General features: G+C 62.4%; 18 protein-coding genes and 1 pseudogene. 10 read left to right on the plus strand and 9 right to left on the minus strand.

Features of this window, described 5'->3' with window-relative positions:
- Positions 1-50: 50 nt before the first annotated feature.
- The 5 genes from Q0X18_RS00005 to Q0X18_RS00025 all read left to right on the plus strand — a co-directional run bounded on the left by Q0X18_RS00005 (position 51) and on the right by Q0X18_RS00025 (position 4,059).
- Entirely contained in the window at positions 51-857 is an 807-nt protein-coding gene (locus tag Q0X18_RS00005) for an IS5 family transposase (protein WP_119342530.1), read from the plus strand.
- Between the two features lie 80 nt (positions 858-937).
- Positions 938-1,228 (plus strand): GGDEF domain-containing protein, encoded by a 291-nt coding sequence (locus tag Q0X18_RS00010; protein ID WP_240637086.1) that lies wholly within the window; start codon positions 938-940, stop codon positions 1,226-1,228.
- A gap of 413 nt (positions 1,229-1,641) precedes the next feature.
- Complete coding sequence (locus Q0X18_RS00015; protein ID WP_084542384.1) at positions 1,642-2,889, plus strand: sulfite oxidase; 1,248 nt, start codon at positions 1,642-1,644, stop codon at positions 2,887-2,889.
- Between the two features lie 26 nt (positions 2,890-2,915).
- A complete protein-coding gene (locus Q0X18_RS00020) occupies positions 2,916-3,593 on the plus strand; it encodes a c-type cytochrome (protein ID WP_297557131.1) in 678 nt (225 codons plus the stop codon).
- 1 nt (position 3,594) lies between these two features.
- Positions 3,595-4,059: an MOSC domain-containing protein gene (locus tag Q0X18_RS00025; RefSeq protein WP_027893386.1), complete on the plus strand. Its 465-nt coding sequence runs from the start codon at positions 3,595-3,597 to the stop codon at positions 4,057-4,059.
- Positions 4,060-4,071: 12 nt separating this feature from the next.
- Here the strand turns inward: Q0X18_RS00025 and Q0X18_RS00030 are convergent, their stop codons facing one another.
- From Q0X18_RS00030 to Q0X18_RS00060, 7 genes are all read right to left on the minus strand, one after another.
- Positions 4,072-4,842 (minus strand): sulfite exporter TauE/SafE family protein, encoded by a 771-nt coding sequence (locus Q0X18_RS00030; RefSeq protein ID WP_119339832.1) that lies wholly within the window; start codon positions 4,840-4,842, stop codon positions 4,072-4,074.
- A complete protein-coding gene (locus Q0X18_RS00035; RefSeq protein ID WP_027893384.1) occupies positions 4,833-5,177 on the minus strand; it encodes a rhodanese-like domain-containing protein in 345 nt (114 codons plus the stop codon). The genes Q0X18_RS00030 and Q0X18_RS00035 overlap by 10 nt, the downstream gene beginning before the upstream one ends.
- On the minus strand, positions 5,174-5,512 hold the full coding sequence (locus Q0X18_RS00040) for a rhodanese-like domain-containing protein (protein WP_027893383.1): 339 nt from the start codon (positions 5,510-5,512) through the stop codon (positions 5,174-5,176). The genes Q0X18_RS00035 and Q0X18_RS00040 overlap by 4 nt, the downstream gene beginning before the upstream one ends.
- A complete protein-coding gene (locus Q0X18_RS00045; RefSeq protein ID WP_297557135.1) occupies positions 5,509-6,171 on the minus strand; it encodes a rhodanese-like domain-containing protein in 663 nt (220 codons plus the stop codon). The genes Q0X18_RS00040 and Q0X18_RS00045 overlap by 4 nt, the downstream gene beginning before the upstream one ends.
- 12 nt (positions 6,172-6,183) lie before the next feature.
- A complete protein-coding gene (locus Q0X18_RS00050) occupies positions 6,184-6,492 on the minus strand; it encodes a rhodanese-like domain-containing protein (protein WP_297557136.1) in 309 nt (102 codons plus the stop codon).
- A gap of 61 nt (positions 6,493-6,553) precedes the next feature.
- Complete coding sequence (locus tag Q0X18_RS00055) at positions 6,554-7,996, minus strand: rhodanese-like domain-containing protein (RefSeq protein ID WP_297557138.1); 1,443 nt, start codon at positions 7,994-7,996, stop codon at positions 6,554-6,556.
- A gap of 99 nt (positions 7,997-8,095) precedes the next feature.
- On the minus strand, positions 8,096-9,364 hold the full coding sequence (locus Q0X18_RS00060; RefSeq protein ID WP_297557139.1) for an FAD/NAD(P)-binding oxidoreductase: 1,269 nt from the start codon (positions 9,362-9,364) through the stop codon (positions 8,096-8,098).
- A gap of 117 nt (positions 9,365-9,481) precedes the next feature.
- Between Q0X18_RS00060 and Q0X18_RS00065 the strand changes: the two genes are divergently transcribed.
- On the plus strand, positions 9,482-10,402 hold the full coding sequence (locus tag Q0X18_RS00065; protein ID WP_297557140.1) for a LysR family transcriptional regulator: 921 nt from the start codon (positions 9,482-9,484) through the stop codon (positions 10,400-10,402).
- 540 nt (positions 10,403-10,942) lie between these two features.
- On the opposite strand, the gene Q0X18_RS00070 is transcribed toward Q0X18_RS00065, so the two are convergent.
- The gene (locus tag Q0X18_RS00070) at positions 10,943-11,749 is read right to left on the minus strand and encodes an IS5 family transposase (RefSeq protein WP_119342530.1); all 807 of its coding nucleotides are present in this window, start codon (positions 11,747-11,749) and stop codon (positions 10,943-10,945) included.
- Positions 11,750-11,799: 50 nt separating this feature from the next.
- Entirely contained in the window at positions 11,800-12,591 is a 792-nt protein-coding gene (locus Q0X18_RS00075) for a hypothetical protein (protein ID WP_297557142.1), read from the minus strand.
- 588 nt (positions 12,592-13,179) lie between these two features.
- Between Q0X18_RS00075 and Q0X18_RS16150 the strand changes: the two are divergent.
- The 4 genes and pseudogenes from Q0X18_RS16150 to Q0X18_RS00090 all read left to right on the plus strand — a co-directional run.
- A pseudogene (locus tag Q0X18_RS16150) lies at positions 13,180-13,419 on the plus strand (hypothetical protein); the annotation flags it as partial.
- Positions 13,420-13,887: 468 nt separating this feature from the next.
- Positions 13,888-14,925 (plus strand): hypothetical protein, encoded by a 1,038-nt coding sequence (locus Q0X18_RS00080; RefSeq protein ID WP_297557143.1) that lies wholly within the window; start codon positions 13,888-13,890, stop codon positions 14,923-14,925.
- Positions 14,925-17,090 carry a hypothetical protein gene (locus Q0X18_RS00085; protein ID WP_297557145.1) on the plus strand — a complete coding sequence of 722 codons (2,166 nt, stop codon included), beginning with the start codon at positions 14,925-14,927 and terminating at the stop codon, positions 17,088-17,090. The genes Q0X18_RS00080 and Q0X18_RS00085 overlap by 1 nt, the downstream gene beginning before the upstream one ends.
- Positions 17,087-20,281 (plus strand): helicase-related protein, encoded by a 3,195-nt coding sequence (locus Q0X18_RS00090; RefSeq protein WP_297557146.1) that lies wholly within the window; start codon positions 17,087-17,089, stop codon positions 20,279-20,281. The genes Q0X18_RS00085 and Q0X18_RS00090 overlap by 4 nt, the downstream gene beginning before the upstream one ends.
- Positions 20,282-20,305: the final 24 nt, after the last annotated feature.

The raw sequence follows: 20,305 nt of genomic DNA on the forward strand, positions 1-20,305 counted from the left end.
AATCTACAAACCACCTTACCCAAATCAGGCACTGCAGTTATGTTTAGAGCATGAACCGCCGTGCTTACCCATCGGACGTCCGTGATGAGGAATGGGCTCTGGTGCTGCCCTATTTGACCCTCGCCCCGCTGGAAGCACCCCAGCGCAAGTACGACCTGCGCGAAGTGTTCAACGCCCTGCGCTGGATGGTTCGAACCGGTGCTCAGTGGGACTACCTGCCCCACGACTTCCCACCCCCCCATATCGTTCAGGCGCAAGCCTACCGCTGGATGAACCGGGGGGTCTTCGAAGACCTGGTACACGACCTGCGCATGACCCTGCGAATGCTCCAGGGCAAAGCCGCCCATCCCAGCGCTGCCATCTACGATGCTCGCACCCTACAGTCCACCCCGCAAAGTGGGGAGCGGGCCGGATACGATGGGTACAAACGACGCAAGGGAAGCAAAGTTCACCTGGCGGTAGATACCCTGGGGCATCTGCTGGCCCTGGTAGTAACGGCGGCCAGTGAACAGGAACGGGCCCAGGTGGGAGCCCTCAGTCAACAGGTGCAGGAAGTGACGGGGGAGCAGGTGGAAGTGGCCTTTGTGGATCAGGGTTACACTGGGGAGGAAGCGGCACAAGCGGCAGAGGCGGAAGGCATCGCCCTGTGTGTGGTCAAGGTGGAAGGGGCCAAACGAGGATTCGTGCTGCTGCCGAAGCGTTGGGTGGTGGAACGTTCGTTTGCCTGGACATCCCGGTTTCGCAGGCTGGCGCGAGACTATGAGCGGCTGGCTGAGACCTTGCGAGGTTGGCACTGGTTGGCTTTTTCGATTCTGATGACAGCGAAAACTGTGGAGCTTTTACGAACAGCTAGTTAGCAGGCTCTAAGGCTTCGCGTAAGTTCATGCCTCTATCTAGCCTCAACCCTGAATAACGGTCAAGTCTGGCCCTGCGGCGCGTGGCCCAGGTGCTCTCGGCCCAGCGCCGCGGCGGCGACCGCTACTTCCGCTGGGGCGGCGACGAGTTCGCGGCCCTCCTGCCCCACACGCCCCGCGAGGGGGCGGTGGGCGCGGCCGAGCGCCTGGCCCGCCACGTCGAGGCGATCGACCTCGAGGGCCGCCTCCTGGGGGTCAACGTGGGGGTGGCCGCCTTCCCCGAGGACGGCACCGACGAGGACGTCCTGCTCAGCACCGCCGACCACCGCATGTACCGGGCCAAGACCCACGGGGTCGCGGTCTGGGCACAATGATTGTGGACCAGAACCTCTCGAAGCGCAGGGGCTGGGGGAGATGACCCCCTCGGCCGTCCGCAGGGGAACGGCCAGAAAACTACGGTCGGAAACGGCGGGTTGCGCCTGCGCCTACAGGGGCCTTTGTTCGGGCACCCCGTTTATACCGCCGGGGGGTATGGCCGCCAACGCGGTAGGGGCGCGACCGGGGCGCCTCGAGCGGAAAAACCCTCACGCATTCGGCGTGATCATCCCGTCGCACAAGCGTCATACCTCTTGGAAATATCCCGGGCCGGGCCCCGTGAAAAATCTCACTCCGCGGTGCCCTTGCCTTTTTCCTTCTAGACCCCTACGATGTAGACTCGAGAACCCCAAACATACCCGATATCGGTATACGCGCCGGTACGGGCAGCCCCAGCGCAGGAGGTGTGGACATGCAGGACGAGAAGCATGACCTACTGGCCCGGATCAACCGCAGGGAATTCCTCAGGAAGACCGGAATCGCCGCCGCGAGCCTGAGCACGGTCCCCGGCCTGGCGGGCCTCGCCGCCGCCCAGCAGAACCCCACCGCCGACGCCCTGGTGGCGGGCAAGGACCCCGGCCTGATCGTGCGCAACACCAACCCGGTCGAGCTCGAGACCCCCGTCGCCCTGCTGCGCGAGCACCGCTACACGCCCAAGAACATCATGTACATCCGCAACAACCAGGGGGTGCCCCCGGGCATGCAGCTCACCACCGAGCCCCCCAGGGCCGAAGAGTGGACGGTGGAGGTGGTGGGCCTGGTGGACAAGCCCCTCACCCTGCGCCTCTCCGAGCTCAAGGGGCTGCCCGCCACCGAGCTCGAGATGGTGCTGCAGTGCTCGGGCAACGGCCGCAGCTTCTTCTCCCGGTACGCCCGCGCCAGCGGGGCCCAGTGGGAGCGGGGCTCGCTGGCCAACGTGCGCTGGAAAGGGGTGAAGCTCTCGGCGGTGCTGGAGGGCGCCGGGGTCAAGCCCGAGGCCCTCTTCCTCACCGCCGAGGGGGCCGACCAGCCCGCCAACCCCCAGGCCCCCGACATCGAGCGCAGCGTCCCCCTGCGCGACGTGCTCGCCAGCGCCCTGCTGGCCTACGAGATGAACGGCGAGCCGCTGCCCACCGTGCACGGGGGGCCGCTGCGGCTGATCGTGCCGGGCTACTACGGCATCAACAACATCAAGTGGGTCAACCGGCTGCGCCTCGAGGCCGCCGCCTCGACCAACAACACCATGATCCCGCGCTACCGGGTGCCCTTAGCCCCCGTCCCCGTGGGCAGCGCCTTCACCTTCACCCTCGACAACAGCCGCCCCAACTGGCGGCAGAACGTCAAGGCCGTCATCCTCAGCCCCGCCGAGGGCCAGAGCGTCAGCGGCATCATCGAGGTGCGGGGCGTGGCCTGGAACGACGGCTCGGCGCCGATCACGGGGGTCGAGGTCTCCACCAACCAGGGCCGTAGCTGGCAGTCGGCCAGCCTCGAGAAGCCCTCCTCGCCCTACGGCTGGTACCCCTGGCGCGTCCGGGTGATGGTGGCGACGGGCGACACCGAGGTCTGGGCCCGCGCCACCGACGCCCTGGGGCGCAGCCAGCCCGTCGACGGGGCGATCCTGTGGAACCCCAACGGCTACGAGTGGAATGCGGTGGACAAGGTCAAGATCAAGGTGGGCTGAGGGCTTTGGCTATGGGTTCTTCACGCGTGAAGTGGCTCGCGGCCGCGGCCGGGGCGGCCCTCGCCCTGGCCTGGGTGATGGCCCAGGGGCTGCCGCAGGGCGAGGGCAAGGCGTTGGTGGAGCAGCGCTGCAGCGTCTGCCACGGGTTGGAGGTCATCACCAGCAACCGCCTCAGCGCCGCCGAGTGGGACGCGGTGGTGGGCAGCATGATCGGCAACGGGGCCCGGCTCGACGACGCCGAGCGCAAGGTGGTCGTGGCGTACCTGGCGACCCACTTCGGCAAGGAGGCCGCGCAGGCCGCCCCGGCCCCCGCCGACGAGGGGGTTAAGGTGTACGCGGCGTGCCAGGGCTGCCACCAGGCCAACGGGGCCGGGGTCCCGGGGGCCTTCCCGCCCCTGGCCCGGCACGTCCCCGCCATCCTGGCGGCCCCCGGCGGGCGGGCGTATCTGCCGCTGGTGGTGCTGGGCGGCCTGCAGGGCCCGATCGAGGTCGAGGGCGTCGCCTACAACACCCCCATGCCCGCCTTCGCCTCGCTCAGCGACGCGCAGGTGGCGGCGGTGCTCAACCACGTGGCCTCGAGCTGGGGCAACGCCGCGCTGCTCAAGGACTTCAAGCCCTACACCGCTGAGGAGGTCCGGGCCCTGCGCCGGCCCCTCACCCCGCAGCAGGTCTACGCACAGCGGGCCAAGCTGGGGCTGAAGTAGCATGGGACGGGTCCTTTCGCTGCACGTGGGCGAGCGGCCGGGGCTGCCCAAGGCCGGGGTGGGGGAGCTGCGGCTGGTCGCCGGCTACGGCGCCGTGGGCGACCGGCACGCCGGCGGCGACCCGAGGCGGGCGGTGCTGGTGGCAGGGGTTGGGAGCTACCGCCGCGCCCTGGAGGCCGGGGTCGCGCTGCCCTACGGCGCTTTGGGGGAGAACCTGCTGCTCGACCTCGACCCCCACGCCTGGGTGGGGCGGCGGCTCGAGGCGGGCGGGGCGCTTTTGGAGCTGGTCGCCGTCTGCCCGGTCTGTGCCGCGCTCACCCGCCTGGACCCCCGCCTCCCCCGGCTGCTGTACCGGGGGCGGGGGGTGTACGCGCGGGTGCTGCGCGGGGGGGTCGTGCGCCCGGACGACCCGGTCGAGGTGCAGGCCCTCGAGGACGACCTGGCGTTGGCTGGGCGAACGAACTGACCGAATCGGGTATCAGCCGTGCAAGAACCTGGGCAGGCTCTGCCACAGGATGAAGGCCCCCATCAGCACCAGAAAGCCCGCGAAGCCGCGCCGCAGGCCGAGCTGGGGGATGCCCGCGGCGATGCGCCCGCCCAGGAAGCTCCCCGCGACCCCCAAGGCCGCGAAGAGCAGCACGACGTCCCAGTGGACGCTGTAGCCCTGCGCGGGCAGCAGGTGCAGGTACTTGTAGAAGCCCACCCCCGACTTCAGCGCGACGACGAGCAGGCTGGTGCCCACCGCCAGGTGCATGGGCAGGCCCCCCAAGAGCACCAGCGCCGGCACGATCAGGAAGCCCCCGCCCACCCCGACCAGCCCGGTGAGGACGCCCACGCCCAGGCCCTCGAGCACGATCTTGAGGGGGGAGCGCTCGCGGGGGCGGGGCTGCCCGGGGAGCTTCTGCGGGCGGAACATGAAGTAGGCGGCCAGCAGCATCACCAGCGCGAAGAGCCCGAGCTGCCACACGCCGGGCACCCACTGGGAGAAGTAGGCCCCCAGGTAGGTCCCGGCCATCCCCGGCAGGCCGAACCAGACCACGCTGGCCCAGTCGATCTGGCGCCGCAGGCCGTAGGGGAGGGCCCCCACCAGGGCGATGAGGCCCACCACGGCCAGCGACTCCGCGACGGCCAGCTTCTCGGGCTCGCCCACCAGATAGACCAGGATGGGCACGGTGAGGATGGAGCCCCCCGAGCCCAGCATCCCCAGGGCGATCCCGACCAGCACCGCGCCGGCCCAGGCTAGGAGCATGCGGCCTCCGCGGGCGCAAGGCGCCCCGCCAGGGGGTAGCCGTGCCGGGCGTAGCCCTGGATGCCCCCCAGCAGCCGGCCCACCTCCGCGAAGCCCTCGTAGCCCAGCACCTCGGCGGCGAGCGCGGCGCGGCTGCCGGAGGCGCAGACCGTCACGACGGGGCCCCGGATCTCGCCGAGGCGCCCCAGCAGCTCCCCCAGCGGGACGTTGAGCGAGCCGGGCACGTGCCCCTGGGCGTACTCCTGTGGCTCGCGCACGTCCAGAAGGGTCGCCCCGCGGCGCGTCCAGAGCGAGAGTTCGTTGGGGAAGACGTCCTGGTACATGGCCCTGGTCACTTTACGGGCAGCCCCGCCCGCCTCCAGGCCTCGAGGCCCCCCGCCAGGTTGTAGGCCTTGAAGCCCTTAGACGCCAGGAAGCGCGCCGCCGTAGCGCTGCGGCTGCCGCTGCGGCACTGGCAGATGATCTCCTTGTCCCTGGGCAGCTTCTCCCACTCGGCGGCCAGCCTGTCCAGCGGCAGGGCCTGCGAGCCGGGGATCTTGGCCTCCTTGCGCTCCGGCGGCGTGCGCACGTCGAGGAGGAGGGCGCCGGCCTCGAGCTTCTGCCGGGCCTCGGCGGGGGAGAGGCGGCCGGGGGCGGGGCCGCCGAGCGCCTTCTTGAGCCAGCCGATCAACGCTCCACCTCGAAGCCCGCGCTCATCCAGCCGTAGGTGCCGCCCTCGAGGTTGCCCACGAGCTCCTTGCCGAAGCCCTGGCCCACCAGGTAGGCCGCGGCCTGGGAGGAGCGGTTGCCCGAGGCGCAGGCCAGCAGGATCTTGCGGCCTTTGGGCAACTGCCCGGCCTGGGCCACGAAGCGCCCCAGCGGGACGTTGACCGCGCCCGGCAGGTGCCCCATGGCGTACTCGTAGGGCTCGCGCACGTCCACGACGTAGGCCCCTTCCCGGATCCACTGCTGGGCCTCGTGGGGGGTGAGTTCGGTAAAGGCGGTGTCCTGGTAGGTGACCTCGAGGGGCGCTGTGTCCAGCGGCAGCCCGGCCTGGTACCAGGCCATGATGCCCCCATCGAGGTTAAGCAGGTTCGAGTAGCCCTTGGCCGAGAGCCAGGCCGCGGCCTGGGCGCTGCGGTTGCCGCTGCGGCAGTACAGCACCACCGGCTGGTTCTTGGGAATCTCGCTAAAGCGCCCGCCGAACTCGGACAGTGGAATAAGTTCGGCCCCCTCGATGCGCACCTGGGCAAACTCCTCGGGTTCGCGTACGTCTACAAACAGAGCCTTTTCTTCTTGCAGTTTACGGGCTTCTTGCGGGCTGATGTCTTTGTATGGAACGGTGAGCATGGGTTCCTCCTGTTATACAGGGCTTGTGCAGGGGATGCCGGCCTCGCACCAGGCTTTGATGCCGCCTTCGAGGTGCCAGACCTTGGGGTGGCCCAGGTTTTTCAGGGTTTTGAGGGCTTCTTGTGAGCGGTTGCCGCTGCGGCAGTACAGGAGCACGGGCCGTTCGCGCTCGAGGTACAGAGGGGCCAGGGCCTGAAGCCTGGACAGGGGCAGGCGCAAAGCCCCCGGCAGAAGGCCATCGGCCCACTCCTCGGGCTCACGGACATCTACCACCTGAAAGCGTTCTAGCGTGTGGTAAGCGGTTTGGACAGAAAGGTTCATGGTGCTTGTAGGGGAGCCCCCGGCCACTGCCAGGGGGCTCGGTATGCAGGGTCAGACTCGACTAGGCATTTACCAACTCACGGGAAGGGCCTTTCTCAACGGGGAAGCCCTCCTGCTGCCAGGCCCGGATGCCACCGGTGAGGTTGACCAGGTTGCTAAAGCCTGCGCCCATCAGTGCGCTAATGGCCGTGGACGAACGGTCGCCACCCAGGCAGTGCACCACCACCGGCTTGTCCTTGGGGATGCGGTTCAGGTTGTTCATCACCCGCCCGGCGTGGATGTTCTGGGCCCCAGGGATGTGGCCGGCCAGGTACTCGTCGGCCCCGCGCACGTCCAGAATGGTGGCCTCGCCCTTTTCCCACAGGGCTTTGGCCTGGGCTGCGGTGACCTGAGGAACGGTCTCGAGCTCACCCTGTGCGTAGCCCTCGAGGCTAGGAATATACCCCACCACCCGATCCAGCCCGATGCGAATGAGCTGCTTGACCAGCTCGCCCACCCGTTCAGGGCTGGCCAGCAGCACCAGGTCGCGGTCGTAAGGCAGCAGCCAGCCGGCCCAGGTGCTGAAGCTCTTGCCTGCCGGAATGTTGATGGCCCCCTTCAGGTGCCCTCCGGCGAAGGCCAGCTTGTCGCGGGTATCCACCAGCAAGGCCCCCTGGCCCAGCTTCTGCTGAAACTGCTCGGGGGTGAGCTGGTGGGGTATGGGCAGGTCGCCCAGGATGGGCATCCCGTCGCGGTTAAGCCGCTTCATCTGGGCAAAGTAGTAAGGGGCTTCGGGCTGGCCCGAGAGCAGGGCCTTCACAAAGCCTTCCTCGTCGCCCGTGCGCAGGTAGTCGGCCCACCAGGCAAAGCGGCGCTCATAGCCCACCGTGGTGCTAGCAACAGCCCCCAGACCCTTCCCGCAGGCGCTACCCGCGCCGTGGCCCGGCCAGACCTGCACATAATCGGGCAGGGTGAGGAATTTTTCCTTCAAGCTTTTGAACATGCGCCGGGCGCCGGGTTCGGCGGTGCCCAGGATGCCGGCAGCCTCTTCCAGCAGGTCGGGACGGCCAATATCCCCCACAAACACAAAGTCGCCGGTCAGGAAGAAGCCGGGCTCGGTGGCAGCGGCTCCGTCCTGCACCAGAAAGCTGATGTGCTCGGGGGTGTGGCCGGGGGTATGCACCACCGTGAGGGTGATGTTGCCAAGCCTGATCTGGTCGCCATCGCGCACGAGCTGGTAGTCGAAGCCCTCGAGGCCCCTGTACTTCCAGTTTTCGTCGCCCTCATCGCTCAGGTAGAGCTTGGCTCCGGTGGCTTTGGCCAGCTCGCGGGCGCCCGAGAGGTAGTCGGCGTGGATGTGGGTCTCGGTGACAGCCACAATCTTCATGCCGTTCTTCTGGGCCTCGTCCAGGTAGATCTGTATGTCGCGCCGGGGGTCTACCACGATAGCAGTGCCCTGCGATTGACAGCCGATAAAGTAACTGCCCTGCGCCAGTCCTTCCTCGTAGATTTGCTTAAAAAGCATTCGCTAACCTCCTGACCGTAAGGATATATCCCCAGGGGGTATTTTGTCAAATACCCATGGGGGATATTAAGGCGCTGCCCCCCTGAAGACACAAAAGTCTCATGCCAGGCCTTTCAGCATGAACTGCCAGTACATGACTGGTAGCACGTGCTTCTTGAGCAACCACATGTCGTAGCGTTCCTTTTGGGTGTTGATGGGTAGGGTGGGGTGCCAGCGGTTGTCGTAGAGGAACTCGGCTAAAAACATCTTGCCGTAGGCCGTTACGAGTGGGCAGGAAGTATAACCGTCGTACTTAGCCTTGGGGTTTTGACCCCTGATTGCCTGTAGTAGGTTTTCCACCAGCACCGGCGCTTGCTTACGCACCGCGGCGCCGGTCTTGGAGGTGGGCAGATTACTGGAATCGCCCAGGCTAAACACGTTGGGAAAACGCACGTGCTGAAGCGTATGCTTGTCTACCTCAACCCATCCCAAGGGTGTGCTGGGATCCGCCAAGGGGCTTTGCTTGATGAAGTCGGGCGCACTTTGTGGAGGAACCACATGTAAAAAATCAAATGGGATGGTGACCCTGGGTCTGGGAGTGCCCGGATTGGCCTTGACCTGGGGATGGTTGAGGGTGTACTCGAAGGTGGCTTCTTTTTTGGAGCCATCTACTGCTACGAGTTCGTGGTTGAACTGTGTTTGAATGCTGTAACGTTCGACTACTTTGTCCAGAACTGATTTGACCTCTGGCACAGCAAAAATGGTGGTGCCAGCAGAACCAAAAATCACCTGGGTACCCCCGGCCAGTCCTTTGCGCCGCACATAGTCGGCGGTTAAGTACATAACTTTTTGTGGCGCTCCGCCACACTTGACTGGGGTGCTGGGAGCGGTAAACAGCGCAGTACCACCCCTAAATTGTTGTAAAAATGACCAGGTTTTGGGTGCCAGGTCGAAGCGGTAGTTGCTGCTAACGCTGTTTTGGCCTAGGGTTTCTTCCAGTCCAGCTATCTTATGCCAGTCGAGCTGAATGCCCGATGCTACAACCAGGAAGTCGTAGCCGATTTGCTGGTTGCTTCTCGTGGTGACAGTTCGCTGGTAGGGGTCTATTTCCTCGGCATAATCCTGAATCCATTTCACGCCCTTGGGTATCAGGGTTTCCTCGTCTCGAACCGTGGCGTCGGGGTTGTAGGTACCGGCTCCAACCAGCGTCCAGGCGGCCTGGTAGTAATGCCGGCTCGAGGGTTCGATAACCGCGATGTCCGACTCCCCTTTGCGGCGAAGCTGTGCTGCCACGGTTAATCCGGCCGTGCCCCCTCCGATGATCAGGATTTTATGGTGTAACCTATTCCTGGAATGAACAAAAAAAGGCTGTTCCCGGGTTTCAACCATTGTGCAACCTCCCTGTTAGGCGTTTACCTTTTCCATTAACGGTTAACGGTAGTGATAACTTGCAGTTATGACAAATGAAATTTAGTTATACTATCTATGAACCTTGGGGTATAGCACATGCGTTTGAATCCTCGGTACTTGGTGGTATTTTGCGTGGTGGCTGAGTTGCGCAGCCTGAGCCGCGCCGCCGAAGTTTTGCATCTGAGCCAGCCTGCGGTGAGCAAAACCCTCAAGGCCCTCGAGGACGCTGTACGGCAGCCCCTTTACGAACGTACCCCCCAGGGTATCACCCTGACCGAAGCTGGTAAAGCCTTGCTGCCCTATGCCTGTGCGGTAAGCCGCAGCCTGGCCCAGGCCACCCGTTTTATTGAGGAGAAGCGGCACCGGCGTATCCCGAGCCTCGAGGTGGGCCTGGCCTGGAGTCTGATACCACGCTACCAGGCCCCCCTGCTGAGCTGGGCCCTGGCCCACCAGGCCCGGGCCGAGCTAAACCTAAAAAACGGTACCACACTGGAGCTCATCGAGCAGGTATTCCAGCGCGATCTGGACGCGGCGCTGGTGTTGGGGGGAACCGATGCCCTGCCCGAGCCACTGCTGGCCCAACGCCTGACCAGCGAAGAGATGGTGCTAGTGGTGGCCCCTTCCCATCCCTGGGCTAGTTTAGGGGGTGTGGCTTTAGGGCAGCTCGAGGGGATGACACTGCTGGTGCCCCAGCGCAACTCGCGGCTGCGCCTGCGGCTCGAGCAGTTCTTAGAGCGCCACGGAATTGTGCCAGCGCGTTTGCTGGAGTGCGGCAGCCTATACGGGGTCAAAGCCGCTGCTGCCGCCGGGCTGGGAGTGGGCCTAGCCAGCCGCTCGTTTGTGGGGCCCGAGCTCGAGGCCGGCCTGCTGCGGCTCCTGTTCATCGAAGACGCAGGTTTTTCGCTGGGGATACACTGGGTTTCCTATCCCGAGTCCTCTGTGGACTTTGCCACCCGCGAACTGATGGGATCGTTGTGGCGTGCCCTTAGCACCGCCCAGGGGCTGGTGAAGATGTAATTTTTAGGCTAATCCCGCTTTGCTTTTGTAAACGATAGCCTCGTGGAACCCTTAAGTTCCGGTAACGCCCAAAATACGAAAAAGCCGCTCAGGATTAATTTGGCATGTATCAATAATCTTGTCCTGAACGGCTTTTCTTTTGGTCGAGGCGAGAGGATTTGAACCTCCGACCACACCCACCCCAAGGGTATGTCGCACTCTTTTGGCGTTTTACGAGAAAAGTAACGAGGTCGCATTCTTGCTTTTCTAAAGCTATAAAGCTGAAATTTGTTCATCCGGTTTCATACTAGCACATACGACCTAAATCGAGTTCATACGGATTCGGTAACTCCCCGGTAACTCCCCTTGGTGTGAGTGGAAGTTATACCGACCATGTCTGCATTTGCTAGATTGGCAACCCCAAAGATTGAGAACTCGAGACCATGTTCTTGTAGGGTTTTGTGGACAAATTCAAGGCCGAAGCTGGGAGGGGCGAGACTGAAGCTGGGCTCGTGAGGGCAACACAAGCTGTTGTTGACTATTAATCTTGTTTAGAGCCTGCTAACTAGCTGTTCGTAAAAGCTCCACAGTTTTCGCTGTCATCAGAATCGAAAAAGCCAACCAGTGCCAACCTCGCAAGGTCTCAGCCAGCCGCTCATAGTCTCGCGCCAGCCTGCGAAACCGGGATGTCCAGGCAAACGAACGTTCCACCACCCAACGCTTCGGCAGCAGCACGAATCCTCGTTTGGCCCCTTCCACCTTGACCACACACAGGGCGATGCCTTCCGCCTCTGCCGCTTGTGCCGCTTCCTCCCCAGTGTAACCCTGATCCACAAAGGCCACTTCCACCTGCTCCCCCGTCACTTCCTGCACCTGTTGACTGAGGGCTCCCACCTGGGCCCGTTCCTGTTCACTGGCCGCCGTTACTACCAGGGCCAGCAGATGCCCCAGGGTATCTACCGCCAGGTGAACTTTGCTTCCCTTGCGTCGTTTGTACCCATCGTATCCGGCCCGCTCCCCACTTTGCGGGGTGGACTGTAGGGTGCGAGCATCGTAGATGGCAGCGCTGGGATGGGCGGCTTTGCCCTGGAGCATTCGCAGGGTCATGCGCAGGTCGTGTACCAGGTCTTCGAAGACCCCCCGGTTCATCCAGCGGTAGGCTTGCGCCTGAACGATATGGGGGGGTGGGAAGTCGTGGGGCAGGTAGTCCCACTGAGCACCGGTTCGAACCATCCAGCGCAGGGCGTTGAACACTTCGCGCAGGTCGTACTTGCGCTGGGGTGCTTCCAGCGGGGCGAGGGTCAAATAGGGCAGCACCAGAGCCCATTCCTCATCACGGACGTCCGATGGGTAAGCACGGCGGTTCATGCTCTAAACATAACTGCAGTGCCTGATTTGGGTAAGGTGGTTTGTAGATTCTAGTGAACCCGTGCTCTGGTAGTGGTGGCTCCAAGAGGCAATAACTCTAAACGAAGTGGGTTCAGAATCTCTCTCCTTAGGCTTTCCTCTAATAAGTCCAGTTGTTTTTGGCTGGCTATCTTTGCGAAAGTATCTCGTGCTGCGCTGATGTACAGAATAAGCTGTTGAAGTTCTAGCATTTTGGCCAACTTAAAGCGAATAGTGGCCCGGGTCTTCTCGAGCATGATAATTTTGCTCGCAAGACGTTCAATCTGATTAGACGATTGTTCCGAGAAGTAGAGCAAATCGTTGAGTTCCTGGATTTCCTTACGTATCGCGGTAGCTTTTATTGGTTTTCCGACCTGTGCGAAATGGCTTAACTTGCGTTTCAGAGCTTTATATGCGTGATCTATTTCCTCGAGTAAGTTGGGTCGGGATGCATAGCGGTTTATAGCAGTCTCCAGAGCACTTTTAACCACTGCCAGTTCGCGGTTGGTGGCGTGATGCTCGTCTATTGTTGCAAGGATGCGATCAAGCAAAGTGGAGAAGTCATCGTAAACCAGACCGGAGTAGAGCCTGTGCTTCACAGAAGCTGTCATAGGGTCTTTACGCTTTCCCTCCTTAACCCGCTTGGGATAACCCGCGCCGTGATTGGGGCAGACCCGTAGCCCTCGTACCGCAGCCTTTTTGCACTGCTTGCCCGTGCTTTTCACAATCGCCTGGCAACGGGGCGGGTGACCCCGCAGGTGGTCACAACAGGGCTCCAATGCTTTGGCCGAACCTAGTGAACGGGTGATTCTTTGCTTGCCCATAAAACTACCCTAGCACTAACATCCATAGGGCTCACAAAACCCAAGAGACTATTTGGCACCCTTCTGTGGATGGGTGGGGCAGGTTTAGTAAGATTTCAGGGCCGGTGCGTAAACTCAAGCTACCCCCAACCGTGCCAGTAGCTCAAAGGGCCTGGCGGCGATACGCTTAAGGGCGGTGGTCATGCTGGACACGCCCCACGCGTGTAAACAGTTGATGATAAACGCCTGGAGGCGGGCCAGATCCATTAGCTGCCTGGTCCCGCACTCGACAATGATCCTTGCCCAAAAGTCACATCACGCACCAGAAAGTCATGGTTCTTGATGCCCCCACCGTTCGCGTACAAGCTGACCCAGGTGCAGCGCTTCCCAGTCCAGCAAGGCCCCACTGGCCCGCACCTGGTACGTCCAGACCTTGCCACGACGCACCTCTAACCAGCTTGCCTGTCTCTCCATTGCAGCGGCGGGACGCCGGGATCATAAATAATACAACAACTTTCAGTAGTACGTCCTCTAGGGTATCTTGGAAAGAGAAAGGACTGACTGTCAAAATAAGATACTTCTTAACCAGTCGCCTTATGAAAACGTCGTATGAGCATCATAGCCGCGATTGATTGGCCAACACTGAATGCCACGGTAGATAAGGAAATCCGCCGGAGGGAGCACCATAACCCTGCTATCTCGGTGTTCCGGTGGTGGGCCCGGCGCCCCCATAGCGTGATTCGAGCCTTGCTAGAGGCTGCTCAAAGCCAAGGGGTTCGCTATGTGGCGGATCCCTTCAGCGGCGGTGGAACGGTGGCTCTCGAGGCGGCGGCTTTAGGCCTGCGTGCATATGCGCAGGACCTGTACCCATGGCCGGTGTTCGGCCTACAGACGGCCCTGAGCCAGGTCGATCCTAAACGGCTGCGTGTGGAAGGGAGACGCCTGTTACATCACCTCGACCCACTCCGCCGATACTACCAGCGAGAGGATGGCCGGGAGCTTATGGGCATTCTGCGGGTGAGGGTTGTGCGCTGCCTGGAATGCGAGTTTACCTTTCCACTCTATCCAGAAGGAGTACTGAGTAAGGTGCGACGCAGCGGGAGCGAGGCATATTACGGCTGTCGCCGATGTGGTAATGTCTCTCTTGAGGCTGGATGTGCTTGTGGCTATGAACTTCCTGCCTCCCCGGCAGGAAAAGTGGCTTGCCCCCACTGCGGTGTGGCTGGCTCCGTTGCCACAGTCGGCTGGACTGCTCCGTTAGTACTGGAAGATAACAACGGCCGAGTGCTGGTGCGCCCCACCGTGGAGGGCGATCCGGTGGCCTTTATCCCAGCTAGCAACACATTCCTCCAGTTGAGGCAACCGATCAAGGTCGGGCTGGAAACCCGGCGATTGCACAGAAGCGGGTTACAGTATTGGGGAGACTTATACAGCGAGGCCCAGGCTGCGGTGATCCTCGAAGGCCTCAACTACCTTAAGGAGCGCCGGATGCCTGGTAGTGTGCGTAACCGCTTGGCTATGGTGTTGCTGGGACTGGCAGAAATGGCCGCTCTGCTAGCCCGTTGGGATCGGCTATACTGTAAGGGCATCGAGGGTGTTGCCAATCATCGCTATGCCATCCCGCCTGTTGCCTTTGAGGCCAACCCGCTGGCAAACGTTGGTCGAGGTGTGCTCAGACGGCGCCTAGAGGCTGCCTACCGAGCCACCGACTGGTACCACGGGTTGGAGAATAAGGGCCGTGTCCAGCTGGTTGCAGGTAGCAGCGAACGACAGGCCCTAAAAAGAAGGGTCGTGGACTTGGTACTCACGGATCCCCCCTACTTTGATGACGTGCAATACGGGGAAATGGCCCAGCTGTTCCATTTCTGGCTGGGCCAGTACCGACCGATGGTTGCTGACGAGAAGCAGGAGGCGGTGCCAAATTCGATGCGCGGCGTCGGCGCTGAAGGATATGCTGAGCGGCTCGAGGCAATCTTCAAGGAGTCGTTGCGCAGCTTGCGGAGGGGAGGTCGGATCATTTTGAGTTACCACAACCGTGAGCTCAGGGCCTGGGAAGCCCTGGCTAGCGCCTTACGCGTCAACGGGCTGCGCTTGCGTGGTGCTGCGGTGGTGCTCGCAGAGAGTGCCAATGATCACTCCAAGCGCGGTACGAATGCCCAGCTATACGACGCGATCTTAGAGCTTGAACTGGGATACAGAGGGGACGCTGAGGCGGTCTGGTGTCCGGAGAATCCCGTTGCCAAAAACCTGCTCGCGGTGGCTTTGGCGCTGGGTGAGGCCCTCGAGGGGCAATCCTTGGCTGAAAGCTATGCCGCTCAGTGCGCGGCCCTTGGAGTAGAGCCTTCGATTTGCTGATGTGGGGGATTGATCGAAATAGTCTGATCGACGATGCCCTGCTGCGCCGCATCTACCCGCAGGGACTCGACGTCTATGCTCGGTTATCCGGCGTGCTGGGGCGGCGCGCCTGGGAGCAGAGACGGCGTCTGATCCTGATGGACTCCACCCGCCCGAGCCCCCTACCCCAAACCCTGGCGGTGGGCCTGTTGGTCGCCGATTTCTTCCATCGGGAGATGTACCACTCCCCATACTTGAAAGGCAATCTGCTCATCGTCACCCGCCAAGTAGGCCAGTTGCGAGAAAGCTTGCGCGAGTTCCGCCTGGGAGAAGCAGGCGACAGCTTGGAGCGCTTTTGGGAAATCCGCACCCTCTCCCGCTACCAACCGCCAGGCAGCCGACCGGCGATCTACCTAGCTAACCCCGGCTGGCCGCTCGAGCACCCCTTCGCTGCGGTGATCATCGATGCCACCGATCCCCGGGTCTTGGCTTGCCTAGAGAACCTGCCCTTCAACCATTACCTAGCCGTTACTCCGCCACTGGATGAGGCCACGTTAGCTCGGCTAGGCAGGTCGGCCGTGCTATGGGATGAGGCTGCCAAAGGATGGGTAGCCCGGGAGTTCAATAGGCACGAACATCCCGGGCATCCAGCTTCATCGCCATCCTACCGCTGGGTGGAGGTGATCGAAGATGCAGAACTGGACAAGGTTCTTTGGGCGGCTTACCAGCAGCTAGCCGAGGCCCAGGCGATGTTCGGGGGGTTTTTTCCCCTCCGGCAAGCCTGGGGTTTGTTCCATCAGCTACGCATGCTCAGCGTGCCGCTGTACCGGCTTGAAAACCTGCGTAAGCATAAGGGACGCCCCACCCTGCGCGACCGGCTGGACTCCCTCGAGCCGGAAGCCCCCTCCCATCCGGTGCAGCGCCTGCTTTGGCAACGGGTGCTCGATCGGCTGAGCGAAGCCTACGAAGCCTTGCAGCACCGCGACCTGCCGCCCAAGTTTTTCGCCCTCGTGGAGTGGCTGGAGCAGCACAACGCGGAGCTGCGATCCTGTTGGGTAGTAGCCACCACCCAGACTGAAGCAATCCTGCTGCAGAGCCTATGCATGGATGTCAGTCCACGGCAGCTGTTCATCGGCTTCGGAGGCTCAGCCGAGGTGCTGTGGTCTAACGAGGAGGAACGCCGGGCGGCACAGGGGTTGGGATCAGAGCGGCTGCTGCTTGGCTACCGCAGCGCCAGTCAGCGCTACTTGGACTTAGGTCCGGCCAATGTAGCGGTCCTAGCCTACCCTTTCGAGGCACGCATCGAGAGCTACCTCTGCGAGCAGCGTCAGCGCTGGCTGGAGTATCTGGTAACAGAGCGCGACCGAGTCCTGCATTCCCTGGGTCTGAAGCCCCCTTCTCCGCCAGACCTTCCCGTCACCAGGTTGGAATTTTCTAAACAAAAAGCAGTGGTTCAGCCCTTAAGTGTCTTGACGGAGGAGGCGCCGCGACTTGACCTGCACGCCTTAGCAGAGTACCAAGTAAACCCCCGGACCGGAGGGAACCGCGGACCGACAGTCGAAGAGATGAAGGTGGAGCTGGAGGGTGGGTTGATCCTCTATCTGCCCAAGACCCGGTTGGTCACCCTGTTCGTGCCCGGGCAAGGCAACGTGGAAAAGCTTGCACAACAGCTACAACCCGGCGACCGGATGATCATCTTTGTCGACGGCGTGTACGATGACCTGTTCGAGCGCATCAGCGAAGCCTTGCAGCCGCTAGTACAGATGGAGGAACGGTTATACTTGGAATTGTGGGAAGCAGCCAAGCTAAAACTACAAGTGCAGTATCCCAACATGGCAGAGTTGCACCGCGCGCTGGCACGTCGTGGCTTGGAACGTGACCCGACAACGGTGCGCAGCTGGTTCGCCAAGGGGCAGACCCTTGCCCCCCAACAGTTCCACGACTTCCTGCTTCTGACTAGTATCATGGGGCTCCCCGAGTCTCTGAACCGCCCCCAGCTGTGGCGGGCCATAGAGAACCACCGCACGAGACATCGCCAATTGGGCCGGCTGCTGCACCGAGTGCTGGAGAGCATCGTCAGCGGCAGCGGCTACGAGGGGTCATTGCGAGAGGCGAGGCAGCAGGGGATATCCCTGGAAGAGTTGCTCAGCGCAGTGGACGTGAGGAGGGTAGTTCGACGCTCATGAGTCAAGTCAGCTATAACGACGAGATCAAGCTGGTGGATCACCTAACTCGAGTACTGGAACACCGACTGGCGGGACGTGACCAGAGACGTCATGTAGCACGGCAGCCGGTGGACGTATGCCAGCTTGGTGTACTGGCCCCCTATGACCCGGACGCCGATGCGTACAAGCAGCCAAGTAGCTTAGGTTTGGAGTTCATGGTGCGTGATCAGGAAGCTGGGAGGATAGAAGTCGAGGGCCAACTTGCCTTTTACGTACGGCGGCTACCCACGCTGGCAGAGCAGCAGTCCGTTGCTGGCGAAGCTGGTGGACAGGGCCTAATCGAGGTCATTGAGCGCTGCGACCTATCCTTTGGCCCACTGGAGCTCCCGCTCATCGACGGGGATGACTGTGGGCAGCTACAGCAGTTGTTGGATAAAGAAATCCAAGTTCTGGCAGCACGAGCCGATGCGTGGCGCGTGATGGAACGCAGACCCTCGGTACCTGCGAACGCCACAACCTCAGCAGAAGCTTTCGCTGAGTGGTTGCAGGAAGCCTTGGGAAACAGGCCGCTCGACATCCCCCCGCTTAAGGTGCGCTTACAAGTGATGACCCGGCACTATGAGGACTGTAAGCGCGTCACCGTGTACTTGCGCAATGAGACCCCTCAAGGCAACAACCCTACCGAGAACAACTACCGGGTCATCGCGGACGTTCGGTTGCGGGTGCGTGTGCAGGGCACACTGGTACCGGTAGAGATCCTCCCTGTGGCCGAGGATTATCAGTTTGACCGCAACGTATGGGTAGTCGGAAGAAACTGCGGAGCACTGCGAGAGGGCAACTGCCTAACCACCCGCTGTCTGGCTATATCCCGCCAAAAGCGCATGACCACGCGCTCTGAACCCCCAGCTCCCTTTCAGGATCTGGCCCAACGTCCCCTCGAGGTGCTCCAGGGCATCTACGAAGCCATGCAGGCCCACGCCCAGTCCTGGGAGCGGGAACTGGATCGCAGAGGGTATACTGGCGAGTTTGCCGAGGCGGCTCAGGCGGACCTGCAGCAGTTCCGCGAGGAGATCCACCGTTTTGCCGCCGGATTGGCCGCCCTCCAGGCCGATGCCCGGCTCGAGCAGGCCTTCACCGCCATGAACCGGGTCTTTGCCCGCATATCCCCTTACCCCAGTTGGCGGCTGTTTCAGATCGTCTTCATCGTCAGCCAGCTGCCTGCCCTCGTGTTGCGAGAAGGGATCACGGCAGGCGAGTGGGCTGGGGAGCGCTACGAGTGGGCCGACGACCCGGACCAGGCGGTGGTGCTGTGGTTCCCTACCGGCGGCGGCAAGACCGAGGCGTATCTGGGTTTAGTGTGTACGGCCATGCTCTACGACCGCCTGCGTGGGAAGAAGCTGGGGGTCACCGCTTGGCTGCGCTTTCCCCTGCGGATGCTCTCGTTGCAGCAGTTGCAGCGGGCCATGCGCGTGCTGTACGGGGCGGAGCAGGAGCGGTTAGCGCTGGGCCTCGAGGGGGACCCATTCCGGCTGGGTTACCTCGCGGGCAAAGGAAACTCGCCCAACCAACTCGACGCCACCGAGCTGCAGCGCTGGAGCCAGGCGGGTGAGCTGGAGAAACTGCGGCTGGTGCCCAACTGCCCAGCCTGCGGGGGGCTAGAGACGGTGGAAGTGTATCCCCAGGCCAACCGGTTGTGCTTCGAGCATCGCTGCCGAGAGTGCGGGTACCAGCTTCCACTGGACGTAAGCGACGCCGAGGTGCTGCGGCACCAGAGTACGGTGGTGGTGGGCACGGTGGACAAGATGGCAGCGCTGGCCTATCAGCCCGCGTTGAGCATGCTCTGGCAGGTGCGCAGGTGCTGCCCGCAGCATGGGTACTTCCTGGACAAGTGCCTGGTGAGGAACTGCTCCGTAAACAGTCGGCAACTGCAGACCGTAAATGCCTACGACCTTGGGCCAAGCCTGCACATCCAGGACGAGCTCCACCTGTTACAAGAGGAGCTGGGGGCCTTCGCCGGGCACTACGAGACAACAATCCGCTCACTCGAGCCCAAGCCCGCCAAAGTGTTGGCTGCCACAGCGACCATCGCTGGCTACGAACACCAGCTCAGACACCTCTACGGGGTTCGGCACGCGGTGCGCTTCCCCGGTCGCGGGATGGACCGCTACCGCACGTTCTACAGCGAGGTGGCGCGGGAAGAGGGGCAGGAAAAGATCGCGCGGGTCTTCCTCGCGTTCTGGAGCCGTCCCCACCCCGCTGAGAGTTCAGCCTTGGTGCACCGCATCCTTCTGAACGAGATCAAGCGCCTCGCCAGCAATCCTTATGAGTTGAGTGCCGTGGTAGGCCGTACCTTGAGCCCAAATGAGGCGGGCGCTTTGATTCGGCTTTACTCCACCTCGTTGGCCTACGTGGGCAGTCGGGCCAACGGCAGTCGGATCAAGGATACCTTGGAATCAGGGCAGGTCTTCCGTGTGGAATACACCCATAACAAGTCTACCCCGGCCCATATCGCCCAGGTGGTGAGCTCGATCGAAAACCCGCCTCCGTTTGGGTCGGACAGCTTCCTTGATGCGCTAGTGGCCACCAACATGATCAGCCATGGGGTGGACCTCGAGCGGATCAACCTCATGACCCTAGATCGTCTGCCGGGCACCGTGGAGGAGTACATCCAGGCCTCAAGCCGGGCTGGGCGGCAACACGTGGGCCTAGTTGTGGTCATCCTGGCCAGTTACAACCTGCGTGCTTCTAGCGTGTACAGCCGCTTCGTGGAGTACCATGACAACCTCGAACGCATGGTGCATCCAGTGGCCATCAACCGCTTCGCTCGTTTCGCCCTTCGCCGCACCTTACCCGGGGTGCTGGCATCGGTGTTCCTCGGACGAAGCCACTCCGGCGCGAACAGGCTGTGGGAGCGGGAGAGTGCTCGCCAATACCTGTCGCAGCAGCGCCAGCAGGTACTGGGGGAGCTTAAGGAAGCCTACCGCCTGGGGGCTGGGGTCTATCCGTCGGATCTCGAGCAGGCCATGGCGGTCGTGTTGGAGGAGGAGCTAGACCAGGTGCAAGTCACGCTATCGAGCAGCCAGGAGCGGTATCTAACGAAAGCCATCCACCCGATGACCAGCCTCCGCGACGTCGAGGAGGGGGTTCAGGTCAACTTGACAACAAGCTACTCGATTGAGGATGCAAGGTGGTTCACACGGGGGGGGCGCTGATGGAGCGGGGTAGGACACAAATCC

This window comes from Meiothermus sp. (assembly GCF_026004075.1).
Taxonomy (GTDB): Bacteria; Deinococcota; Deinococci; order Deinococcales; family Thermaceae; genus Meiothermus.